General features: G+C 38.8%; 21 protein-coding genes. 12 read left to right on the top strand and 9 right to left on the bottom strand.

Annotated elements, in window-relative coordinates; genetic code table 11:
• Window positions 1–372: 372 nt before the first annotated feature.
• From H5087_RS12535 to H5087_RS12515, 5 genes are all read left to right on the top strand, one after another.
• Entirely contained in the window at window positions 373–1227 is an 855-nt protein-coding gene (locus H5087_RS12535) for an RNase RNM (protein ID WP_002961577.1), read from the top strand.
• Entirely contained in the window at window positions 1224–1844 is a 621-nt protein-coding gene (locus tag H5087_RS12530; RefSeq protein ID WP_002961576.1) for an L-threonylcarbamoyladenylate synthase, read from the top strand. Before H5087_RS12535 ends, H5087_RS12530 begins: the two co-directional genes overlap by 4 nt.
• A 6-nt stretch (window positions 1845–1850) precedes the next feature.
• The gene (locus H5087_RS12525) at window positions 1851–2687 is read left to right on the top strand and encodes a ScpA family protein (RefSeq protein ID WP_182672249.1); all 837 of its coding nucleotides are present in this window, start codon (window positions 1851–1853) and stop codon (window positions 2685–2687) included.
• 146 nt (window positions 2688–2833) lie between these two features.
• On the top strand, window positions 2834–3385 hold the full coding sequence (locus tag H5087_RS12520; protein ID WP_182672248.1) for a cytochrome b: 552 nt from the start codon (window positions 2834–2836) through the stop codon (window positions 3383–3385).
• 1 nt (window position 3386) lies between these two features.
• Window positions 3387–3968 (top strand): YceI family protein, encoded by a 582-nt coding sequence (locus H5087_RS12515; protein WP_182672247.1) that lies wholly within the window; start codon window positions 3387–3389, stop codon window positions 3966–3968.
• An 84-nt stretch (window positions 3969–4052) separates the two neighbouring features.
• On the opposite strand, the gene H5087_RS12510 is transcribed toward H5087_RS12515, so the two are convergent.
• Window positions 4053–4895 carry a transporter substrate-binding domain-containing protein gene (locus H5087_RS12510; protein ID WP_154903278.1) on the bottom strand — a complete coding sequence of 281 codons (843 nt, stop codon included), beginning with the start codon at window positions 4893–4895 and terminating at the stop codon, window positions 4053–4055.
• A 139-nt stretch (window positions 4896–5034) separates the two neighbouring features.
• Window positions 5035–5202, bottom strand: coding sequence for a hypothetical protein (locus H5087_RS12505; RefSeq protein ID WP_002961566.1), 168 nt, complete (start codon window positions 5200–5202; stop codon window positions 5035–5037).
• A 371-nt stretch (window positions 5203–5573) separates the two neighbouring features.
• On the opposite strand from H5087_RS12505, the gene H5087_RS12500 reads away from it, so the two are divergent.
• Window positions 5574–6125, top strand: coding sequence for a hypothetical protein (locus H5087_RS12500; protein ID WP_182672246.1), 552 nt, complete (start codon window positions 5574–5576; stop codon window positions 6123–6125).
• Here H5087_RS12500 and H5087_RS12495 read toward each other — a convergent pair.
• A complete protein-coding gene (locus tag H5087_RS12495; RefSeq protein WP_039490175.1) occupies window positions 6122–6925 on the bottom strand; it encodes a hypothetical protein in 804 nt (267 codons plus the stop codon). The genes H5087_RS12500 and H5087_RS12495 overlap by 4 nt on opposite strands.
• A 188-nt stretch (window positions 6926–7113) precedes the next feature.
• On the opposite strand from H5087_RS12495, the gene icd reads away from it, so the two are divergent.
• Window positions 7114–8382, top strand: a complete 1269-nt coding sequence (gene icd / locus H5087_RS12490; RefSeq protein WP_138488944.1) for an NADP-dependent isocitrate dehydrogenase — start codon at window positions 7114–7116, stop codon at window positions 8380–8382.
• Window positions 8383–8394: 12 nt separating this feature from the next.
• On the opposite strand, the gene H5087_RS12485 is transcribed toward icd, so the two are convergent.
• The 4 genes from H5087_RS12485 to H5087_RS12470 all read right to left on the bottom strand — a co-directional run bounded on the left by H5087_RS12485 (window position 8395) and on the right by H5087_RS12470 (window position 10967).
• A complete protein-coding gene (locus tag H5087_RS12485; RefSeq protein WP_002961558.1) occupies window positions 8395–8826 on the bottom strand; it encodes a hypothetical protein in 432 nt (143 codons plus the stop codon).
• A gap of 425 nt (window positions 8827–9251) precedes the next feature.
• Window positions 9252–9458, bottom strand: coding sequence for a hypothetical protein (locus H5087_RS12480; RefSeq protein ID WP_007375422.1), 207 nt, complete (start codon window positions 9456–9458; stop codon window positions 9252–9254).
• A gap of 29 nt (window positions 9459–9487) precedes the next feature.
• Complete coding sequence (locus H5087_RS12475) at window positions 9488–9937, bottom strand: N-acetyltransferase (RefSeq protein ID WP_182672245.1); 450 nt, start codon at window positions 9935–9937, stop codon at window positions 9488–9490.
• An 82-nt stretch (window positions 9938–10019) separates the two neighbouring features.
• Window positions 10020–10967 (bottom strand): LysR family transcriptional regulator, encoded by a 948-nt coding sequence (locus H5087_RS12470; RefSeq protein WP_182672244.1) that lies wholly within the window; start codon window positions 10965–10967, stop codon window positions 10020–10022.
• Between the two features lie 380 nt (window positions 10968–11347).
• Here H5087_RS12470 and aceK point away from each other — a divergent pair, with 380 nt between their 5' ends.
• The 3 genes from aceK to H5087_RS12455 all read left to right on the top strand — a co-directional run bounded on the left by aceK (window position 11348) and on the right by H5087_RS12455 (window position 14461).
• Complete coding sequence (gene aceK / locus H5087_RS12465) at window positions 11348–13120, top strand: bifunctional isocitrate dehydrogenase kinase/phosphatase (protein ID WP_182672243.1); 1773 nt, start codon at window positions 11348–11350, stop codon at window positions 13118–13120.
• Between the two features lie 64 nt (window positions 13121–13184).
• A complete protein-coding gene (locus H5087_RS12460) occupies window positions 13185–14147 on the top strand; it encodes a zinc-binding dehydrogenase (RefSeq protein WP_182672242.1) in 963 nt (320 codons plus the stop codon).
• Between the two features lie 62 nt (window positions 14148–14209).
• Window positions 14210–14461, top strand: coding sequence for a DUF2999 family protein (locus H5087_RS12455; protein WP_007582532.1), 252 nt, complete (start codon window positions 14210–14212; stop codon window positions 14459–14461).
• An 81-nt stretch (window positions 14462–14542) separates the two neighbouring features.
• Here the strand turns inward: H5087_RS12455 and H5087_RS12450 are convergent, their stop codons facing one another.
• Window positions 14543–15043: a fasciclin domain-containing protein gene (locus H5087_RS12450; protein WP_007582534.1), complete on the bottom strand. Its 501-nt coding sequence runs from the start codon at window positions 15041–15043 to the stop codon at window positions 14543–14545.
• Window positions 15044–15227: 184 nt separating this feature from the next.
• On the opposite strand from H5087_RS12450, the gene lepB reads away from it, so the two are divergent.
• The gene (gene lepB / locus H5087_RS12445; protein WP_024597614.1) at window positions 15228–15878 is read left to right on the top strand and encodes a signal peptidase I; all 651 of its coding nucleotides are present in this window, start codon (window positions 15228–15230) and stop codon (window positions 15876–15878) included.
• Window positions 15879–16059: 181 nt separating this feature from the next.
• Here lepB and metG read toward each other — a convergent pair whose 3' ends face one another.
• The gene (metG, locus tag H5087_RS12440) at window positions 16060–18081 is read right to left on the bottom strand and encodes a methionine--tRNA ligase (RefSeq protein ID WP_182672241.1); all 2022 of its coding nucleotides are present in this window, start codon (window positions 18079–18081) and stop codon (window positions 16060–16062) included.
• Between the two features lie 187 nt (window positions 18082–18268).
• On the opposite strand from metG, the gene apbC reads away from it, so the two are divergent.
• Complete coding sequence (gene apbC, locus H5087_RS12435) at window positions 18269–19345, top strand: iron-sulfur cluster carrier protein ApbC (RefSeq protein ID WP_182672240.1); 1077 nt, start codon at window positions 18269–18271, stop codon at window positions 19343–19345.
• Window positions 19346–19348 lie beyond the last annotated feature (3 nt).

Raw genomic sequence — 19348 nt, 5'->3', positions numbered from 1 at the left:
CCGCTATATCAGGCGCCACCACCAACGATGTGTAAGAGTAAGACCGTTATTCATGTTTTTCTGCCTCAAAATTTATTAAATATTTTTAACGTATACGTTTCGTAAAATTTAGTTATAAAAAAACCCGCATAGTTGCGGGTTTTGAATTTTTGCTAGACACGACAATTCATCACCCGAAAATTACGAGTGCCACCACCAAATAGTGTTTAAGTTTGAATTGATCATTATTGTTAATTCTTAATGTGTCTGAAAGTGGCTACAGTAAAACGTATCTTATGCTTTTGTGTCAAGTGTTTATTTAAAACAATTTAGTCAAAAAAGTTGTTATACTTACATAAACACCAGTAACCCTTAATTTTAAGCAGTTTTCTTTTGATAAAATACGATTTACATAGCCATACTACACATTCAGACGGGCGTTTGACGGTTGAAGAATTATTGCATCGCGCTGTTGATAAAAATATTGATGTGTTTGCTATTACCGATCATGACACTGTGGCGGCTATTAAGCCTGCTCAGCAATTTATTGAAGCAGAAAACTTACCGCTTTCATTAATAACGGGTACCGAAGTGTCTACCAAATGGGAAAGCTTCGAAATTCATATTGTAGGTTTAAATATTGATATTAATAATATTGACCTTACCTCTTTATTATCGGCTCAGCAGCAAAAGCGAGAAGAGCGTGCACTAGAAATTGGCGCACGCCTTGCAAAAAATGGTTTTGATGGCATTTACGAGCAAGCTAAAGAGCTGGCAAAAGACGCGCAAATTACGCGCGCACATTTTGCACGTGCCCTTATTGAGCGCGGTGTAGCTAAAAATTTCCCGGGTGTTTTTAAAAAGTACTTAGGGCGCGGCAAAACAGGCTACGTACCTAGTTGCTGGTGCACCATGCAAACCGCTGTAGAGGCAATACATGCCGCTGGTGGTGTTGCTGTACTTGCTCACCCAAGTAGCTATCAAATGTCAAACAAGTGGCTACGCAAATTATTAGTAGAATTTAAAAGTGTAGGAGGAGACGCAATGGAAGTTGCACAACCTCAACAGGCGCCAAGCGAACGTCAATTTTTAGGTGAACTCAGCCGTGAGTACGAACTACTTTGCTCGCAAGGGTCTGATTTTCATTTTCCGACAAGCTATTTAGAGCTTGGCAAAAATTTATACTTACCGAAAGACTGCCAAGGTGTTTGGCAAGTTTGGGAAGGACAAGAAGGGGCATTAACATGAGTCAATTATTCCATATTCATCCTGATAACCCGCAACCAAGACTGATTAGTCAAGCCGTTGATATTATTAAACAAGGCGGCGTTGTTGTTTACCCAACAGATTCGGGCTATGCCATTGGCTGTAACATTGGTAATAAGCAAGCCAAAGAGCGCATAGAGCGTATTCGTGGTATTGAAAAAAACGATAATTTTACGCTAGTTTGCCGTGATTTATCGGAGCTATCTACTTATGCACGTGTAGATAACCAGCTATTTAGATTAATTAAAAATAATACGCCAGGGCCTTATACCTTTATTTTTAAAGGCACAAAAGAAGTCCCTAAGCGTTTATTAAACGACAAGAAAAAAACCATTGGCATGCGTGTAATTGAACACCCAATTGCTTGTGCGTTACTTGCCGAACTTGGCGAGCCATTAATGTCGTGTTCTTTAATTTTACCCGGGCAGCAGTTTACTGAATCTGATCCGGATGAAATATTAGAGCGATTAGATAAACACGTTGATTTAATTATTCACGGTGGCCATTTAGCCGAGCAAGCAACCACAGTAATCGACTTGTCGGAAGATGAAGTTAAAATATTGCGTGTTGGCTGTGGTGATACAAGCCCGTTTGAGTAATAACAAGTGAGCGAAAGTACTGCTGATACAAAAAGTAGTGAAAAGCCAGTGCAGCATAAGCTGCCACTGGCTTTTTTGCATGGTAAAGCGGTTGTAGATAAACCAGAAGACTTATATATTCCGCCCGATGCGCTCGAAATAATATTAGAAACCTTTGAAGGCCCGCTCGATTTACTGCTTTATTTAATTAAAAAGCATAAACTTGATGTGCTCGATCTTTCTATTTTTAGTATTACAGAGCAGTATGTAAGTTACGTTGAAATGATGACCGAGTTTCAACTCGAACTTGCCGGTGAATATTTAGTAATGGCTGCGTTACTTGCACAAATTAAGTCGCGCTTATTACTCCCTGTTCACGAAGAGCTTGAAGAGGAAGAAGACCCTCGCGCTGAGCTTATTAAACGCCTGCAAGAATATGAGTTATTTAAAAAAGCCGCCGAAAACCTCGATGATATCCCCCGTGTTGGGCGTGATATTTTTATAGCGCATGCCGCTATGCCAATAAATGAAGACACAAGTCATAACCTCCCTGATATTGAACTTAAAGACTTAATGCTGGCGTTGAGTGATGTTATGGCGCGAGCAAAAACGTTTGAACATCATCAAATTACTGCTGAAGTACTCTCAACCCGAGAGAGAATGAGCCAAATATTACAACAGCTATCGAAAGCAAATTCAGCAGTGGTATTTAATGCGCTTTTTACGCCTGATGAAGGGCGTAGTGGTGTGGTGGTTAGTTTTATAGCCATGCTTGAGCTCATTAAAGAAGGACTTGTTACTTGTTTGCAAGTAAGCCCAGAGAGCTTAATTTATGTCAGCTTGAGCGAGCAATCCACCCTATAAACTTATCTGTTTAATCCTCAACTTTTAAAAACTGACTTTAATTATCAAAGTTCTGTGCGTATACGCACGTAAAGTGTTTGTAAATGTTATTTTCATTTACGGCTATGCACTATATTGTAACGTCATAGCATTATAGGACTTTACACATGTTTAAAAATACACCTTCATCTTACGGACTTGTCGCCATTATTTTACATTGGCTGATGGCGTTGACTATTTTTGGCCTGTTTGGTTTAGGTTTGTATATGGTTGAGCTTACTTATTACGATAGCTGGTATAAAGGCTCGCTCGATTTACATAAAAGTATTGGTATTACGCTTGTGGCGGTATTTTTATTTAGAATTTTATGGCGTGCTTTATCTACACAACCTAAACCATTAGGTGAAAGTAAAGGCATGAACCAATTAGCACATACTGCGCATATTGCTATGTATATTATTTTGGCCGTTATAGTTGTTGCAGGGTATTTAATATCAACTGCAGACGGACGTCCAATAGAAGTGTTTACCTTATTTAACGTATCAGCGCTTGATTTTGCATTTGATGACCAAGCCGATATTGCAGGAAAAGTACATTATTATGGCGCGTGCACATTAATCGGGTTTGCAGTATTGCATGCACTAGGGGCGTTTAAACATCACTTTATCGATAAAGATAAAACCTTAATCAGAATGATCAAACCATTAAAGGATGATTAAAATGAAAAAATTATTAGTAAGCACAGCCGTTTCGGCTGCAATGATGTTATCGGCAACAGCCGCTAATGCAGCTGATTATGTAATTGATACGAAAGGCGGGCACGCATCTGTTAACTTTAAAATTAAACACTTAGGTTACAGCTGGTTATATGGTCGTTTTAATACTTTTGACGGCACATTTAGTTACGATGCTAAAAATCCTGATGCATCAAAAATTATGGTAAATATTGACACCACAAGCCTTGATTCTAACCATGCAGAGCGTGATAAGCACCTACATGGTAAAGATTTTTTAAATGCGGATAAATACCCAAAAGCGACATTTAAAAGCACCAGCATTAAATTTGATGAAGATGGTGAAGAGGCCGACGTAACCGGCGAATTTACGCTGCATGGCGTAACTAAAACTATTACCTTTGAAATAGATAAAGTGGGTGAAGGTAAAGATCCGTGGGGTGGATACCGCGTAGGTTTTGAAGGCGAAACCAGCCTTAAACTTACAGATTATGGTATTGATTACAACTTAGGGCCTGCATCTACTCATGTTGATATTATTTTATCAATAGAAGGCGTTCGTAAGTAATACAGTTATTGAATATAAAAACGCCACTTACTGTGGCGTTTTTTTTGCTTAACAGAAACTCAAATTAAGCGACTTTGAATTTGTTTATTTTGTGCTATTAATACGTGACTTTAATAGAGGCCTTAAATCCTCTGGCAACCAGCGCATAAGTAAATCGTTATAAGCCTGCGTTTTTTTAATAACTTTAAGCTGCTCATTAAGAATAGCGATGTCTTTTGCGCCTTGCTCGTTTTTAGTACAACCAATAAAGCCATAACTGAGCGCTGGAGATTCGGTTAATGGACGCTGCGTTAAGTTTTCTTCAAAGTGCATTGATTTAGCTAAATAGTAATGCTCGCTTGGGTAACCCAGCAAAATATCAATTCGTTTTAGGTTAAGCATATATGTAAGGCTCGCTAGGCTATCGCGTGTGGGTCTAATTACTAAATCAATGTTGGGTGTACTGTTTATTAAAGTATCTATCTCTTGGCCGTAAGAGCGGCTCATAGAAACTCCAAGAGTTAGTTTTTTATCTTGTATTAAATTGAGTAGTGATACTTCTTTTGATTCCGCTATATTTAGCGCTTTGGCCAGCTTTTTATGCATTGCTATTGAAGGCGAGAGGCCTGTTGTTGAGCTTTCGTCTGTGAAATAAATATGCTCTTTTCTGTAATCATTTTTATAAAGCGATAACGCACAAACATTATTTGAAGTATTAGACAGCTCTTGAATTACTTTACCTGAGGGGATAAGCATGCGGTTAAAGGTAATATTAGGAAGTTGTTTTTCAAGTAAAGAAATTATGCTTTCGTCACGGCCTTGGTGTTGATATTGACCATTTAAAATATAATAGGGTGCAAAATCGTGCGCTAGCCAGTTTATGGTTCTAGCATTGCTTATTGAGCTCAGACAGAAAAAAAGTAAGAAAGTTAAAAATATACGGAGCATTACAACAGCTACCAGTAATTATTATTGTAAAACTATTGTAACCAATAAAGGGCTAAAAAGTAAAATGCCAGCAACAAGGCTGGCATAATATCTTATCAATAATTGCAATAATAGAATGGCAATTAAAGTTATATGTTGCTTAGTTAGCTTTTAGCCACTTAACAAACTGGCGTGCATCACTCGCTTTTTGAAATAATGCATTTTTTAAACCTTGTGTATCACTGAAGATTACACGATGTTTGTTTACTGAAATTGATTGCACTGGATGTGCTATTTGGATCATAGACCCGTTATATTTATAAGACATAATAAAACTCACTTTATTCTTGTTATTTATTCTGCGCTATATTTGTATAGCAAATTGCAGTCAATAAATTAACGATGTTGTGTTTAGCTTCATTACAGTGTTGACGATCTTTATGACACTTTTGCGATGATAGTAAAAAATCATCTCGGTATTATTCAAGGGGTTCTCGCCGTACAATAACTTAGCTTTCAAATATACGTTTTGCGGGGCTTACTGGATCAGGGTAAATGGTTAACCGCGGCGGTTTCTTTAAACCAGAGAGGGAAGGTAACTTATATATAAATTGTGTGCAAGCTATTTATTATAAAAATATTTATAATAAATCTTATCAACTGCTTACAAAGCCCATTTTTAGTTACCAAAGGATAAGTATGAATTACCTAATAGTGAGTGATATTTATGGTTTAACCCCTGCTTTAAGTAAGTTATCACAGGCAATTAGTTCAAATTTAGTGATTGTTGACCCATACAATAACAAGATTCAAGCTATTGAAAGTGAACAAGATAGTTATAATAATTTTATACAGCAGTGTGGCCATGACAAATACACGGACAAACTTCTAGAATGCTTTGAGAGTTTAAAAGTGCCGACCACATGTATTGCGTTTAGCGCAGGGGCAAGTGCAGCATGGCGGGCACAGTTATTAACAGGCAATACACACCTTAAAAAGTTAATTGGCTTTTATCCGTCGCAAATTCGTAATTATTTAGCGTTAGATGCAAATGTACCCTGTGAATTCATATTCCCAGCAAGTGAGAGTCACTTTAATGTCGATGAAGTTATTAAAGCTTTAAGCACCAAAGCGGGTGTTAAGTGCTATAAAACCAATTTTTTGCATGGTTTTATGAACGAGTACTCAACCAATTTTAATGCGCAAGGGCTGGTTGAATATAGTAGCTATATAAAACAGAGCAGCCGTTAAAGCGTGTTTAGCTGCTTTTTATTAATATCAGGAAAATCAGTACGGGTATTATATTTTGCATACAGCGTTGTAAAAATGCTGCTGCCGGATAACTTATCTAACTCTTTTATAAAGGTTTTAGCACTAGAACGAGCGGGTCTACAGCATGTTTGATACTGTTTTATTATACCCGCGACAGATAAACCTTGTTTTTGTAGCTTAAGGTCGGCCTGTGCAAAAAAAGCCGCACCCGTCCAATAAACACGTTGCTGGGCGCGTTGTTTCCACATATCGGCAGAGAGCTTATTAAGTGGCTGTGTTTTAGTTTTGGTTTGCAGGCGGGCACGATCAAATCCTGCATTTAAACGTTGTACAAACTGTGGCTGGGTGATTATACCGCTGTCACGCATTATTACGTTTTGCATATAACTGGCAAAACCCTCGCTTAGCCAAAAACCGGAGTAGGGAAGTAGCGGCAAATATAAATGCGAAAGTTCATGGTATAGCGTCCAATCTTTAGTGAATGCATTTAAACTGGCGTAGCGATCTATATGTAGTTCAATCCCATCGGGGTTATTGCGCTTAACTGTAGCCCAAGGTACAGGCTCAAAAGCAAAGTATTGCGGTTTTAAATAAATAGGCAAAGTGGTTTGCTTTAAAGGCCCCAGTGTATTTTGTGTTTTTTCAACACTTTGATTAACCCATGTAGACACCGTATTTTGAGCATTACTTGAGAGCGAGCTAAGGTTATGTATGACTACTTCAGCGGCTAATACGTTAAAAGAGCTGATTGATAGTAGCAGTACAAAAAAGTATTTCATTAAAATGCTCCACTGTAATTTAATAACTGGTACGCCAGGCTTAATATACAAGACCAACTAAATGGATAAATAATCACGCCTAATTCTTTATTTTTTAAAATGATAGTAACTATAAAAGTACAAATACAGACACCTCTAGCTAAGCATGGTTTAATCAATTAATCGTTATTTTAAGTTAGGTTTTAGCCATGACGTATCAGCATATTCAAGTTCCTGAGCACGGCCAAAATATCACTATTGATGCACAAGGACATTGGCAAATACCGTTAGAACCTATCATTGCTTTTATTGATGGCGATGGCGTGGGGCTGGATGTTATGCCGGTGATGCGCCACGTTGTTGATAGTGCAATTGAGCATTGTTATAAAAGTGCACGGAAAATTCATTGGATGCAAGTTTATAATGGCGAGCAGGCCGCAAAGCTGTATGACGGTGACTGGTTTCCACAAGAAACAATTAACGCGGTACGTGCCTGCAAAATTGCCATAAAAGGGCCGTTAACCACACCACTGGGTGGTGGCTTTAGATCGCTTAATGTTGCACTCAGGCAAGAAATGGATTTGTTTGTAAATATGCGAACTATAAAAGGCTTTAGCGCACTTCCTTCTCCTTTAAAAAATCCTTTTTTAACAAACATAACAGTGCTTCGTGATAGCAGCGAAGACGTGTACTCAGGTATTGAGTGGCAAGCAGGGAGTGTAGAAAGCGAAAAAATGCTCGATTTTTTATGTGAGGAAATGGGCGTAACCCGCTTAAGGTTTTCACAAGAATGCGGTATTGGTATTAAAAATATATCTAAAGAAGGCTCTGAGCGACTAATGCGCTTTGCCATTAACTATGCACTTAAAAACGATAGTGAATCATTAACGCTAGTGCATAAAGGCAATGTACTTAAATTTACCGATGGGGCATTTAAGCGTTGGGGGTATGCACTTGCGCAAAGCGAATTTAATGCCACTGCACATGAAAATGGGCGTTGGCTGCAAATAGAGCGAGTAAATCAAGCACCTCTAATTATTAAAGAAGTTATAGCCGACAACATGCTGCAGCAATGTTTAATGCACCCAGAGCAATTTGATGTAGTGGTGACGACTAATCAAAATGGTGACTTTTTAGCGGATATGCTGAGCGCACAAGTTGGCGGTGTTGGCATAATGCCTGCTGCAAATTTAAATAACGATGTCGCATTTTTTGAGCCTACACACGGCACGTTTGAACGTATAGCAGGGCAAAATAAAGCAAACCCCAGCAGTAGTATTTTAAGTGCGGTATTAATGCTTAAATTTATGGGATGGGACGAGGCCGCATTACTAATAGAAAATGCGTTAGAGCAAACATTTAAAAGCGGTGAAGTAACCTTTGATTTAGCGCAAGAGCAGAGCGATAACTCAAGTATTCATAACTCGACAACCTTAACTTGTACTGGCTTTGCAAAGAAGGTTATCGAGCACTTTTAAACACATTCATTATTAAGCTGCTGAGGCAGTTTTTACTCTGTGCATGCAAGGGCGGTTGGTTAACTGCGCTGCACGATGGTAAATCTCATGTGCTTGAGGTTCATCGCACTGCGTACCACTAAGCGTATCCATTAACGCAACAACAATAATGGCAGGAACCTGGCAGCAATATTCGTCTAAAACGGCTTCTGTCGTTTGTGCATCAACATGGCAAAGTGGGTGGTTTTTAAGTTGGTATGCGTTTAGCAATGTATCCACTTCTAATACATCATTTGGTTGGTGCTTTGTTTTACGGCATTTACAACCAAACTCATCAACTAAAGTAGCTAATGCTTGGTAAGTTTCAGTGGTGTTAGTTTTTGCGCATAACTGCTCTTCAATAAACTGATGTAAGTTAGCATCAATAAATAACCCGTCTTGTTGTGTGAAGCTTGATGTTGTCATAATTATTACTCTTAGTTTGTTGGCTTAACTTCACTCTAGCGCTAAGTGTATTATTAATGAAATTGTTGTTTTCAATAACTGACATTGATTTCATCAATAGTAAGTTTTAAAACTAAATAAAAAAATAGAAAACATACCTAAATTATACTAATTAATTTGGTGCAGAGCGGTAAAAACGTGCACAAAACTGGAACAAGGGGATTAGTTGATGAGTTAAGGTGGATGCTTAGTTAATTGTTTTTATTGAATTTTAATTGTTTTATGAAGTTGGTACTAAGCTTGCTAATCATACACTGTAGGTAGACTCCTATATCGACGATTTCCAAAAGCGCCATGGTATTTTCCCAAAGTTGAATACCACGGCGCTTTTTTATTTTGAGCATTTATTTTATTTAGTCGTTACAGTAGCAATAACAATAGTAATGTTAAATTTTAATAAAGTAGGGAATAGCCACTAAAATAGCGCCTACAATCAACAGCATGCTCACACTGCTCATAAAATACGGAAATACCAATAGCGATAAACCAATGCAAAGTGGCACTACGGCTTTTTTTCTTCGCCCGTAAGTAAGGTAGCCAATACCAATGCCGCCAAACAAAACACTCCACGCAATTATTGATGCACTATCCATTTGTAAATTACCTATTTTGAAATACTGATTTAAATTACGACCGACATAGCCAGCTTTTCAATACCATGTGAAGGAGTCCATCTTTTAAATTCCACGAAGCCATGCTTTTTATATAAATTTATTGCAGGAGTATTAGCAACCGCAGTCTCCACTATTGCATGAGAAAAATCATCCATTGCTAAAACATAACTTATTAGCTTACTTGCGATACCTTTTTTAAAATGACTAGGATCAACGGTTAAACTGCAAATATCTAAATACTCGTTGTTTGTATCTACTTCTATAACGGCTGCTAAACATTCATTTTCGCTGTAGCCATAAAAGGTTGTTTCTGATTTTTTTATACCTTTAATATTACGCGCTAAAGGAGGAAAGTTATGCGCGCCGATCAGTTTAGCCTCTATAGCGTAGGACTTTTGAAAGACAGCAAAAATTATATTTGCAATATCGTTATTCTTATTATTAAGTTTGTTTATCATTATATTCTTCTAATGAAAGTAAAGCTTGGACAATATGCGCGATAGTAAAATACCTAGTGTTTGATGTGATGAAAATAATAATTTATCTATCTGCAATCGTTTTAGCAAACGCTAATAACTCACGCCTTAACCATTGGTGCGCCGTTGCATGGTGCAGCAGTGGGCTCCATATCATTTTTACTTCAATAGGCACTATTTGAAATGGTACAGGGCTGATTACCAAATCAGTATGAGAGGTTAATAACTTAGCTTGCCTGCGCGGTAGGGTGGCAATAAGTTGCTCTGATTGGCAAAGCAGGCTTGCAACCATATAGTGGCGAGTAAAAACACGTATTTTACGTGTTTGTTCTAGTTGCCAAAGCGCTTCATCTACCCAGCCTAATTTTTGCTTTCCTGATTTATTAGTAACAGCGGCTTCAGGCCCCCAGCCGGCACGATTTACCCAAATATGCTCTTTTTTTAAGTAGTCGTCTAACCCTGATTGTTGTAAAAATGTATTTTTAGGATGGGTTAAACAACAGTAGTTATCTCGCCATACACTGGCTTGATGAAACGAGCGTGGCAAACCATTAAAGCGATTTATTGCTAAATCTATAGTGCCTTTTTCCATGTCTTGCAGGTTTACGTCGCTTGGACTTAATACATCAAAATTAATACCGGGGTTTTTACTAAGCTGCGCCGTTATAAAAGGGGCTATTAAGGTCGACTCTATGTAGTCATTTGCCATTATTCTAAAGGTAACTTCAGCGGTTGCAGGGTTAAATTGCTCACTAGGCTGCGTAATAGCTTCGGCCATTTTTAAGAGCGCCTCAACTTCAGGCTTTAACGCAAGTGCCTTTGCCGTTGGCGTCATAGAGCCTGCGGCACGCACAAGTAGCGGGTCGTCAAATAAATCGCGCAAACGTTTTAATGCGTTACTCATAGCCGGTTGCGTAAGCGCGAGTTTATTTGCAGCTTTCGACACACTTTTTTCATCTATTAACACATTTAAATAAACGAGAAGGTTAAGATCGACATTTCTTATATTCATATGGGCGTGTTGGCCTTTCAGGGTTGAAATTTGTTCAATCTAGGGGCGATTTAATCGCGGCGCGAGGTTTGCCACCTAGTGGGCTAAGTAAAAATCGAGCAACAAAGAGTTAATCGTCCCTAGAAAGAACCCTATGGGCAGTGTGTATTTGGCCTTTATGCAGCGTTAAAGTACATTTATGGGGAGCCACCACACTACATGTACTTTGCCTTGCTTATAAACCAAATACACGGCTGCAAAATTAACCTCGAAAGGTCAATACGCCCAATAAATTCTATTTATATGGTTTATTAATTATCTAAATTAAAGCCTGCTTGCTAAGGTGTAAACAATTAATAAAAATAACCGCCATAACTGGCATCAATATAAGTGCTGTATTTATGCAAAATAGGCTAACACATCAATCTAATAATACGCTGCAAAACGTTATTGCCAGTAAGCTTGCACGATCTGTTTTTGCTGGATTTGAGGCGATGTTTTCGCAATTTTTAAATATTACACTGGGTGCACAAAGCCGTTTTGAACAACGACAGTACCATAGTGTGCAAAGTGCTATGCGTGAACGTTTACAAGTGTATGAGCGCGAAGTGAAAAACGTGAGTGAAGCCGTGAGAGTTATTGCTTATGCTGAGCTTACTTGCCCGCAAACGTGGCAGTTAGCTAAAAATATTTACGGCGATATGGTACAAAATCACGAAAACAAACCTATTGCGCATACTTTTTTTAATTCAACGTTTGGCGCAATTTGGGACGATAAAAAAATTCGTACTGTGCATTTGTTTGTATTAAAAGCAAAGTATCGTAGTGAGCCGCGCTCTTATGAAAGCTTAGTGAGCAGGGTATCGCTACATAATGGGTTTAATAACGCCGTTAAAACGCTTATCACTAATCAAGTATTTAGAGTGCCGTTTAGTCATTTAGAACTTGATGTAGCCACATTACAAAGTACGTTAATGCAAGGCGCTAAGCAGCAATGCAAACAGGTGTACGAACTTATAAATTTAAACGACGGGTATATTGAATACGCCAACTCATTATTTTTTAGAAACAAAGCCTGTTATTTAATTGGGCGCTGCATTGCTAAAAATGGCGACAATATGCCTTTTGCTATCGCTATTTTAAATACCGATGAGGGACTAAAGCTTGATGCTGTAATGATGGGCGCCGATCAATTAAGTTTATTATTTGGCTTTGCACGCACCTATTTTATGGTTAATACCGATAAGCCCGCTCGTTATGTAGATTACTTAAGTGTGTTAATGCCACACAAACAACGCTTTGAGTTATTTAACGCCATTGGTTTTATAAAGCACGCCAAAACTGAGTTTTATCGGTATAAGGTCGATACGACTAAAAATAGCCCAGCCAACTTCAAGTATGTTAAAGCGCCAGGGACGCCAGGTATGGTAATGCTGGTATTTACTATTGAAGGGCTAGATTACGTTTATAAAGTAATTAAAGACAAATTTAGTGCGCCAAAAACAGCCACCAAAGCACAAGTGATAGACAAGTATAACTTTGTAAAACAAGCCGATAGGGTTGGGCGTTTGGTAGATACACACGAGTTTAGATATTTAGCGTTTGATTTAAGCCGTTTTAGCGACGAACTGCTTGAGCAGATGAAAAACCAAATTGGTAGCAGTATGGTTATATCGGGTAAGGCACTCATTTTAAAGCACGTTTATGTTGAGCGTAAAATGACCCCGCTTAATTTATATATTAACCAATGCGATAACAAAACCTTAGAGAGCGTGATGCATGACTACGGTAAAGCAATTAAAGAGTTAGCGGGCGCTAATATATTTCCGGGCGACATGCTAATGAAAAACTTTGGCGTAACGCGATGGGGGCGAGTGGTGTTTTACGACTTTGACGAAATTTGCCCACTAACCGATTGCAACTTTAGAGACGTTCCACAAACCCAAAATGCACTCGAAGAGCTAAGTAGTAACTCGTATTTTGATATAGCTGAAAACGATATATTTCCGAGCCAATTTAAGGTGTTTTTTAGTGCCAACGATATTGCGTTTAACTATTTTAATAATGAGCACAGTAACTTGTTTTTAGCGACGTTCTGGCAGGATTGTCAGCAACAAGTACATAATGGTTATCTACCCGATGTTTATCCTTATAAACAAAGTTGGCGCTTTTGAGGTTGTTTGAATCTGTGTTCATCCCCATCTATATGTTATTACAGTTTTTAAACTTGGAGCAACAATGAAATATATTTCTCATGAAGATGGCAATCTTGCATTTAGTGAAACCGAAAAGCCGGTTTTAAAGAGCCATGAAGTACTTGTTAAAGTTGCAGCAATAGGTGTAAACCGTGCAGACAGTATGCAGCGCCAAGGTAAATACCCGGCCCCTGCGGGAGATAGCCCGATTTTAGGTTTAGAATGTGCGGGTACAGTTACTGAGCTTGGAAAAGATGTAGATAAAAGCTGGCTAAACAAGCGTATTTTTACGTTGTGCTCAGGTGGTGCTTATAGCGAATATGTAGCAGTTGATTCAAAACAGCTTATGGAATTACCCGATGATGTAACAATGGCTGAGGGCGCCGCAATAAGTGAAGTGTATTTAACGGCATTTGGCGCGTTATTTGAGCTTGGTAAATTACAAAAAGGGCAAACAGCGCTTATTCATGCAGGTGCTAGTGGTGTGGGCGGTGCAGCAATTCAAATGGCTAAAAGCGCAGGTGCTACCGTAGTTATTACCGCTGGTACGGATGATAAATGCCAACACGCAAAAGAGCTTGGTGCCGATCATGCAATTAACTACAAAACCACCGACTTTGTAGAATATATGAAAGCAAATGAGTTAACAGCAAATGCAATTGTAGATCCTGTTTCGGGTAGTTACTTAAATAAAAATGCCGCTATTGCAGCCATGGATTGCCAAATCGTGATGCTTGCATTTTTAGATGGACGTTTTGCAGAGGTTGATTTTGCGGCGCTTTTACAAAAGCGTATTTCGTTTCATGCCTCAACGCTTAGAAATCGTAGTATTGAGTTTAAACGTCAGGTGCGCGACGACTTTGTAGCGCGTTTTTACAATGATATTGCCACTAAAAAGTACGACTTTAACTTGTATAAAACATTGCCTTGGAGCGACGCAAACGAAGCCCATGCTATTTTAGAGCGTAATGAAAACGCAGGAAAAGTGGTTTTACTTGTAGAGTAACTCTTTAATTTTAGGGTTTAGCCCATATACTAAGCCCTATAAAAAACACTTAAGGTTTAATAATGAATCCAATACTAGCAATACTTAAAGAGCACAATGTAAGCGACGAAAAAGTAAAAGCATTGTTTGAAGCGTTTACTCAAAACCCAATGATGGCAATGGCGCTTGTTCAAGAGCTTGGTATTCCGCCAGAAAAGCTACAGCAACTAATGGCAGTCGTGATGACTCAACCGCATCTTATTAAAGAAGCGACTGACGAACTTGGTTTAGATTTTGAAAAAGTAAAAGAAGCGAAAGAAAAACTAAATCAATAATTTGTTATGTCATGAAACAAAAATAAATAAAAAAGCATAAGTATTTACTTATGCTTTTTTATTTGGCTTATTCTTTTATGACTACTCTTTTGGAAGTAGTACGGTGTCGATAACATGAATTACGCCGTTGCTTGCTTTTACATCAGCTTTTACAACTTTAGCGTCATTTATCATTACGCCCATGCTGTCGGCTTTAACCATAACTGATTGGCCTTGTAGTGTTTTCGCACTATCTACCTTCATTACATCGGCTGCCATCACTTTTCCAGACACTACGTGATAAGTTAATACCGCCGTTAGCTTATCTTTGTTTTCAGGCTTGAGTAACATTTCTACAGTGCCTTCAGGTAATTTAGAAAATGCAGCATCTGTTGGTGCAAAAATAGTAAAGGGTCCTTTACCTTGCAGTGTTTCAACTAAACCTGCGGCTTTAACAGCAGCAACAAGAGTAGTGAACGAACCATTTTCAACGGCTACTTCAACAACGTCTTTTTTCATACCATGATGATCAGCATAAGCCATTGTAGTAAATCCAAGGCTTGCAGTTGTAAACAATAATGCAGTAGTAATTTTCTTAAACATTTTATTTTTCCTTTAAGTTAATACCCGTTGGTTTCGTTAAATGTTACGACGCTCTAAATTTAATCGATCAATTAAAATTAGTAGTCAACATGTTTTGTTACATCATTGATTGAACTGCAGCTAAATAGCAAAGTCATATAAACAGTTACTTAATTAAAGACTTGTTCAATTGAAGGGAATAGGCATGAAATTAGTTTATAAGTTTTGGAAAAATAACCGCTCTCTTATCGTATTTATTGCACTGATGAGCGTATTTAGAAGCGCTGTAGCCGATTGGTACGAAGTGCCAACAGGCTCTATGAAGCCAACAATTCAAGAAGGTGACAGAATACTTACCGATAAAATGGCCTACGATATTCGTGTCCCATTTACGCATATAAAACTACTTAAACTAGCGGACCCACAAACCGGTGATATTATTGTTTTTGACTCACAAGCTGCCGATAACCGTTTAATTAAACGTGTAATTGGTGTGCCAGGAGACACCGTTGCGCTTGAAAATAATGAGCTCATTATTAATGGTAAAAAACTTAATTATGCAGATCAGCAAAGCAACATAGACTCGCTTGATAAAATCGAAGATTTAAACGGATTAGCGCATTCGATAAGAGTGGCAAATATTCCTTCACGTTTATCGGGCTTTGATGCAATTACAATTCCTGATGATTATTATTTAGCAATGGGCGATAACCGCGACAATAGCGCTGACTCGCGTGTAATAGGTTTAATTCCGCGTAATGAGTTATTAGGAAAAGCAGAGCGCGTTATAGTGTCTCTTGATTACGATAACTATTACCTACCAAGAAAAGACCGCGTATTGAAAAAGCTCAATTAAAAAAGATGATTAATTTTATAGTTAAAATATAACTGCCTACTTAGGCAGTTTACTTATATATTTTTTTACAAGCTTGGTAAGAACACTACGTTCTTGTTCGGTATTTAATATACGACTAAACATTAATTTTGCCCATAAAAAAACCGCTGATATATCAGCGGTTTTTATAGTATGAGTAATATTACATTACGCGCATACCAGGCTCTGAGCCGTCATCTGGGTTAAGAATATAAATTTCTTTTCCGCCAGGGCCTGCTGCCAATACCATGCCTTCAGACATACCAAAGCGCATTTTACGAGGCTTAAGGTTAGCAACCATAACAGTTAGCTTGCCTTCGATATCCTCAGGTGCATAAGCCGATTTAATACCCGCAAACACTTGGCGAGTTTCGCCGCCTAAATCAAGTGTTAGCTTAAGTAGTTTATCTGCGCCTTCTACGTGCTCTGCTTTAGCAATTTTAGCTACGCGTAGGTCTACTTTTGCAAAATCATCGAACTCAATCTCGTCGCTAATTGGCTCTTTTGCAAGCGGGCTGTTAGGGTCAATTGTTACTTTTGGTGCTAAGCTTTCTTTAGATTCTTCAACCATTTTGTTCACTTTATCCATTTCAACACGTTGCATTAACGGTTTAAATTTATTGATAGGGTGGCTTACTAGTGCATTTTGAACGCCGTCCCATGCAAGGTCGTCATTTAAAAACGCTTGTACGTTGTCTGCCATTCCTGGTAGCACGGGTTTTAAGTAAGTAATTAAAACGCGGAACAAGTTAAGACCAAGAGAACACACTTCGTGTGCTTCTTGTTGCTTAGTTTCGTCTTTAATTAATACCCAAGGTGCTGCGCCATCAATAAATTGGTTTGCTTTGTCGGCAAGCGCCATTATTTCGCGAATTGCGCGGCTGTAATCGCGGTTCTCGTAGTGTGTTGTAATGCTAGGTGCAGCCGCTTGAAACTCTGCTAACAGCTCTGGTTGCATAATAGTGTTGCTTAGCTTGCCATCAAACTTTTTAGTAATAAAGCCAGCACAACGGCTCGCTATGTTGACTACTTTACCTACTAGGTCTGAATTTACGCGCTGTGCAAAGTCTTCTAGGTTTAAATCCAGATCAACAATACCGCTACTTAATTTTGCTGCGTAGTAGTAACGTAAGTATTCTGGGTTTAAGTTATCTAAATAAGTACGCGCTTTAATAAACGTACCCTTTGATTTAGACATTTTTTCGCCATTTACAGTTACAAAACCATGAGCGAATACGTTAGTTGGCTTTCTAAAATTAGCGCCTTCTAGCATTGCTGGCCAAAATAAGCTGTGGAAGTAGATAATGTCTTTACCAATAAAGTGATAAAGCTCTGCGTCTGAACCTTCAGCCCAAAACGCATCAAAGTCGAGGCCTTTTTCGTCACATAGGTTTTTAAAACTCGCCATGTAACCAATAGGTGCATCTAACCAAACGTAAAAATATTTGCCTGGTGCATTTGGGATTTCAAAACCAAAATAAGGTGCGTCACGGCTAATATCCCACTGTTGCAAGCCATCGGTAAACCATTCGTCTAGCTTGTTAGCCATTTCTTGTTGAATAGTTCCCGAGTGTAACCACTCTTTTAGCATGCCTTCAAATGCTGGCAGGTCAAAAAAGTAATGCTCAGAATCTTTAAGTACAGGCTCAGCACCTGACATTACAGAACGCGGGTTAATAAGTTCGGTAGGGCTGTATGTAGCACCACACGAATCACAGCTATCGCCGTTTTGGTTTTCAGACTTACACGTCGGGCAAGTACCTGTTACAAAGCGGTCTGGTAAGAAAATATCTTTTTCTGGATCGAATAATTGCGAAATAGTGTGCTTTTTAATATGACCGGCATCGTTTAGGCGGTTATAAATAAGTTCGCTTAATTCTTTGTTTTCTTGGCTGTGGGTGCTGTGGTAGTTATCAAATTTGATATTAAAGTCAGCAAAGTCGCGTTGGCGCTCTATGCTCACTTGTTTTACCATTTCTTCAGGCGTGATCCCTTGCTTTTGCGCATTAAGCATAATTGGCGTGCCGTGGGCATCGTCTGCGCAAACATAATAAGCTTCGTGGCCTTGTAGTTTTTGAAAACGTGACCAAATATCAGTTTGAATATATTCCAATAAATGACCTAGGTGAGTAGGGCCATTTGCATAAGGTAATGCGCTGGTAATCAGGATCTTTCGCTGCGTCATAATCATTCCGAATTGAGGATAAAACGCCGTTTTTATTATACAAACGGCAATTATCATTAATTTATCTACAAGCTATCTGCTTAGAGTGCGCACAGCTTATGGATTTTTATTAATTGACTGGTGTTAATGCCCTGAATGTTACATAATTCCGTGGCACTTTTCATCAAAGAAACGCTATTTAATTGCTATGTTTGGACTGTCGAAACTATTCTCTTCTAAATCGGTGCAAAAACAACCGATTATAACTGCCTTAGCGGCATATCGTAGTGCGGCTTTTGCCGTCGGTATTGACGAAAGCTTCATTGATACTATTACTCAAAATGACGATAAATCACTACACATTAAATTAACTCTGCCATTTGCTGGGCAATCAGAAATGCCTTTAGTTGAGCAACACGTAAGTGAAAGCTTAAATGTGCCTGTAACAATTAGCGCCAAGGTTATCATTAGAGAGGCGGCTAAGTTTAAGACGATTAAACATATTGTACTTATTGCCTCAGGCAAAGGTGGGGTAGGTAAGTCAACTACTGCTGTTAACTTGGCAGGCGCGCTTAAAAATGAAGGCGCAAAGGTGGGTATTTTAGATGCTGACATTTATGGCCCATCTATCCCAATGCTTTTAGGATTAGTGGGCGCAGAGCCCGTCACTAAAGATAACAAACAGCTACAGCCTTTTGATGCAAATGGCATTAAAGCGCAGTCAATTGGCTTTTTAGTTCCAAGCGATGATGCCACGGTATGGCGCGGGCCAATGGCGTCAGGCGCGCTGAGCCAGTTACTTAACGAAACCGATTGGGGCGAGCTTGACTATTTAATTGTTGATATGCCACCGGGCACCGGTGATATTCAGCTTACAATGAGCCAAAAAGTACCCGCTAGCGGCACTGTTATTGTCACTACACCGCAAGATTTAGCGCTAGCCGATGCGCAAAAAGGCATTGCTATGTTTAATAAAGTAAACGTACCGGTGCTTGGCTTAATAGAAAATATGAGCCACTACATTTGCACTCACTGTGGTGAAGCTAACCACGTTTTTGGTAAAGACGGTGCACAAAAACTGGCGCATAAGCACGGCGTGCCTGTACTTAGCCATATTCCACTTGCAATAGATATACGCGAGTATTCTGAGCAAGGTAAACTTATTGCAAGCGATAACGATGCCTCAATAAGCAAAACATACAGCGCAGCAGCAAGGCTAATAGCCAGCACGCTTTATTATCAACAGCATCACAATGCAATTGAAATTGTGATTACGGAAGATTAATAA

This window comes from Pseudoalteromonas sp. SR43-7, assembly GCF_014163785.1.
Taxonomy (GTDB): Bacteria; Pseudomonadota; Gammaproteobacteria; order Enterobacterales; family Alteromonadaceae; genus Pseudoalteromonas; species Pseudoalteromonas distincta.
This window is presented reverse-complemented; position numbering and strand designations above follow the sequence as displayed.

What these genes read in the sequence shown, in the direction of transcription:
- H5087_RS12495 (WP_039490175.1), bottom strand. Translation starts at nt 6,925, where the DNA reads ATGAAATACTTTTTTGTACTGCTACTATCAATCAGCTCTTTTAACGTA.
- H5087_RS12475 (WP_182672245.1), bottom strand. Translation starts at nt 9,937, where the DNA reads ATGATAAACAAACTTAATAATAAGAATAACGATATTGCAAATATAATT.
- H5087_RS12450 (WP_007582534.1), bottom strand. Translation starts at nt 15,043, where the DNA reads ATGTTTAAGAAAATTACTACTGCATTATTGTTTACAACTGCAAGCCTT.
- H5087_RS12510 (WP_154903278.1), bottom strand. Translation starts at nt 4,895, where the DNA reads ATGCTCCGTATATTTTTAACTTTCTTACTTTTTTTCTGTCTGAGCTCA.
- H5087_RS12500 (WP_182672246.1), top strand. Translation starts at nt 5,574, where the DNA reads ATGAATTACCTAATAGTGAGTGATATTTATGGTTTAACCCCTGCTTTA.
- lepB (WP_024597614.1), top strand. Translation starts at nt 15,228, where the DNA reads ATGAAATTAGTTTATAAGTTTTGGAAAAATAACCGCTCTCTTATCGTA.
- H5087_RS12530 (WP_002961576.1), top strand. Translation starts at nt 1,224, where the DNA reads ATGAGTCAATTATTCCATATTCATCCTGATAACCCGCAACCAAGACTG.
- apbC (WP_182672240.1), top strand. Translation starts at nt 18,269, where the DNA reads ATGTTTGGACTGTCGAAACTATTCTCTTCTAAATCGGTGCAAAAACAA.
- H5087_RS12460 (WP_182672242.1), top strand. Translation starts at nt 13,185, where the DNA reads ATGAAATATATTTCTCATGAAGATGGCAATCTTGCATTTAGTGAAACC.
- H5087_RS12505 (WP_002961566.1), bottom strand. Translation starts at nt 5,202, where the DNA reads ATGTCTTATAAATATAACGGGTCTATGATCCAAATAGCACATCCAGTG.
- aceK (WP_182672243.1), top strand. Translation starts at nt 11,348, where the DNA reads ATGCAAAATAGGCTAACACATCAATCTAATAATACGCTGCAAAACGTT.
- H5087_RS12470 (WP_182672244.1), bottom strand. Translation starts at nt 10,967, where the DNA reads ATGAATATAAGAAATGTCGATCTTAACCTTCTCGTTTATTTAAATGTG.
- H5087_RS12455 (WP_007582532.1), top strand. Translation starts at nt 14,210, where the DNA reads ATGAATCCAATACTAGCAATACTTAAAGAGCACAATGTAAGCGACGAA.
- H5087_RS12520 (WP_182672248.1), top strand. Translation starts at nt 2,834, where the DNA reads ATGTTTAAAAATACACCTTCATCTTACGGACTTGTCGCCATTATTTTA.
- H5087_RS12485 (WP_002961558.1), bottom strand. Translation starts at nt 8,826, where the DNA reads ATGACAACATCAAGCTTCACACAACAAGACGGGTTATTTATTGATGCT.
- H5087_RS12515 (WP_182672247.1), top strand. Translation starts at nt 3,387, where the DNA reads ATGAAAAAATTATTAGTAAGCACAGCCGTTTCGGCTGCAATGATGTTA.
- icd (WP_138488944.1), top strand. Translation starts at nt 7,114, where the DNA reads ATGACGTATCAGCATATTCAAGTTCCTGAGCACGGCCAAAATATCACT.
- H5087_RS12480 (WP_007375422.1), bottom strand. Translation starts at nt 9,458, where the DNA reads ATGGATAGTGCATCAATAATTGCGTGGAGTGTTTTGTTTGGCGGCATT.
- metG (WP_182672241.1), bottom strand. Translation starts at nt 18,081, where the DNA reads ATGACGCAGCGAAAGATCCTGATTACCAGCGCATTACCTTATGCAAAT.